1 rRNA gene (cut by a window edge) is annotated in these 2,500 nt (G+C 52.4%); it reads left to right on the forward strand.

From position 1 onward, the window contains the following. The first annotated feature begins 12 nt into the window (after positions 1-12). A 23S ribosomal RNA gene (locus tag C1726_RS11200) occupies positions 13-2,500 on the forward strand (it continues 447 nt past the right edge of the window).

Below are 2,500 nucleotides of genomic sequence, written 5' to 3' on the forward strand. Positions count from 1 at the left end.
TTGACCGAAGTAGGTTAAGTTAGAAAGGGCGCACGGTGAATGCCTAGGCACTAGGAGCCGATGAAGGACGGGACTAACACCGATATGCTTCGGGGAGCTGTAAGTAAGCTTTGATCCGGAGATTTCCGAATGGGGGAACCCTCTATCCGTAATGGGATAGAATCTTTACCTGAATACATAGGGTAATGAAGGCAGACCCGGGGAACTGAAACATCTAAGTACCCGGAGGAAGAGAAAGCAAACGCGATTCCCTGAGTAGCGGCGAGCGAAACGGGATTAGCCCAAACCAAGAGGCTTGCCTCTTGGGGTTGTAGGACACTCTACACGGAGTTACAAAGGAACGAGGTAAATGAACAGGTCTGGAAAGGCCGGCCAGAGAAGGTAAAAGCCCTGTAGTTGAAACTTCGTTCCCTCCAGAGTGGATCCTGAGTACGGCGGGACACGAGAAATCCCGTCGGAAGCAGGGAGGACCATCTCCCAAGGCTAAATACTCCCTAGTGACCGATAGTGAACCAGTACCGTGAGGGAAAGGTGAAAAGCACCCCGGAAGGGGAGTGAAAGAGATCCTGAAACCGTGTGCCTACAAGTAGTTAGAGCCCGTTAATGGGTGATAGCGTGCCTTTTGTAGAATGAACCGGCGAGTTACGATTACATGCGAGGTTAAGTTGAATAGACGGAGCCGCAGCGAAAGCGAGTCTGAATAGGGCGAATGAGTATGTGGTCGTAGACCCGAAACCAGGTGATCTACCCATGTCCAGGTTGAAGTTCAGGTAACACTGAATGGAGGACCGAACCCACGCACGTTGAAAAGTGCGGGGATGAGGTGTGGGTAGCGGAGAAATTCCAATCGAACTTGGAGATAGCTGGTTCTCTCCGAAATAGCTTTAGGGCTAGCCTCATGTAGAAAGAGTCTTGGAGGTAGAGCACTGTTTGGACTAGGGGCCCCCATCGGGTTACCGAATTCAGACAAACTCCGAATGCCAAAGACTTATCCATGGGAGTCAGACTGCGAGTGATAAGATCCGTAGTCAAGAGGGAAACAGCCCAGACCACCAGCTAAGGTCCCAAAGTATACGTTAAGTGGAAAAGGATGTGGAGTTGCTTAGACAACCAGGATGTTGGCTTAGAAGCAGCCACCATTTAAAGAGTGCGTAATAGCTCACTGGTCGAGTGACTCTGCGCCGAAAATGTACCGGGGCTAAACGTATCACCGAAGCTGTGGATGGACATCTACCGATGTCCGTGGTAGGAGAGCGTTCTAAGGGCGTTGAAGCTAGACCGCAAGGACTGGTGGAGCGCTTAGAAGTGAGAATGCCGGTATGAGTAGCGAAAGATGGGTGAGAATCCCATCCACCGAATGCCTAAGGTTTCCTGAGGAAGGCTCGTCCGCTCAGGGTTAGTCGGGACCTAAGCCGAGGCTGAAAAGCGTAGGCGATGGACAACAGGTTGATATTCCTGTACCACCAAACTCCGTTTGAGCAATGGGGGGACGCAGGAGGATAGGGTAAGCGCACTGCTGGATATGTGCGTCTAAGCAGTTAGGCTGCAAGCGAGGAAAATCCCGTTTGCGTGAAGGCTGAGCTGTGACAGCGAGGGAAATATAGTACCGAAGTTCCTGATTCCACACTGCCAAGAAAAGCCTCTAGCGAGGATAAGGTGCCCGTACCGCAAACCGACACAGGTAGGCGAGGAGAGAATCCTAAGGTGAGCGAGAGAACTCTCGTTAAGGAACTCGGCAAAATGACCCCGTAACTTCGGGAGAAGGGGTGCTCTTTGGGGTGTTAAAGCCTCGAAGAGCCGCAGTGAATAGGCCCAGGCGACTGTTTAGCAAAAACACAGGTCTCTGCGAAGCCGCAAGGCGAAGTATAGGGGCTGACGCCTGCCCGGTGCTGGAAGGTTAAGAGGAGGGGTTAGCTCACGCGAAGCTCTGAATTGAAGCCCCAGTAAACGGCGGCCGTAACTATAACGGTCCTAAGGTAGCGAAATTCCTTGTCGGGTAAGTTCCGACCCGCACGAAAGGCGTAACGATCTGGGCACTGTCTCAACGAGAGACTCGGTGAAATTATAGTACCTGTGAAGATGCAGGTTACCCGCGACAGGACGGAAAGACCCCGTGGAGCTTTACTGTAGCCTGATATTGAATTTCGGTACAGCTTGTACAGGATAGGTAGGAGCCTTGGAAGCCGGAGCGCCAGCTTCGGTGGAGGCATCGGTGGGATACTACCCTGGCTGTATTGAAATTCTAACCCATGCCCCTGATCGGGGCAGGAGACAGTGTCAGGTGGGCAGTTTGACTGGGGCGGTCGCCTCCTAAAAAGTAACGGAGGCGCCCAAAGGTTCCCTCAGAATGGTTGGAAATCATTCGAAGAGTGTAAAGGCATAAGGGAGCTTGACTGCGAGACCTACAAGTCGAGCAGGGACGAAAGTCGGGCTTAGTGATCCGGTGGTTCCGCATGGAAGGGCCATCGCTCAACGGATAAAAGCTACCCCGGGGATAACA

Source organism: Cytobacillus massiliigabonensis (genome assembly GCF_900199725.1).
GTDB classification, from domain to species: Bacteria; Bacillota; Bacilli; order Bacillales; family Cytobacillaceae; genus Cytobacillus; species Cytobacillus massiliigabonensis.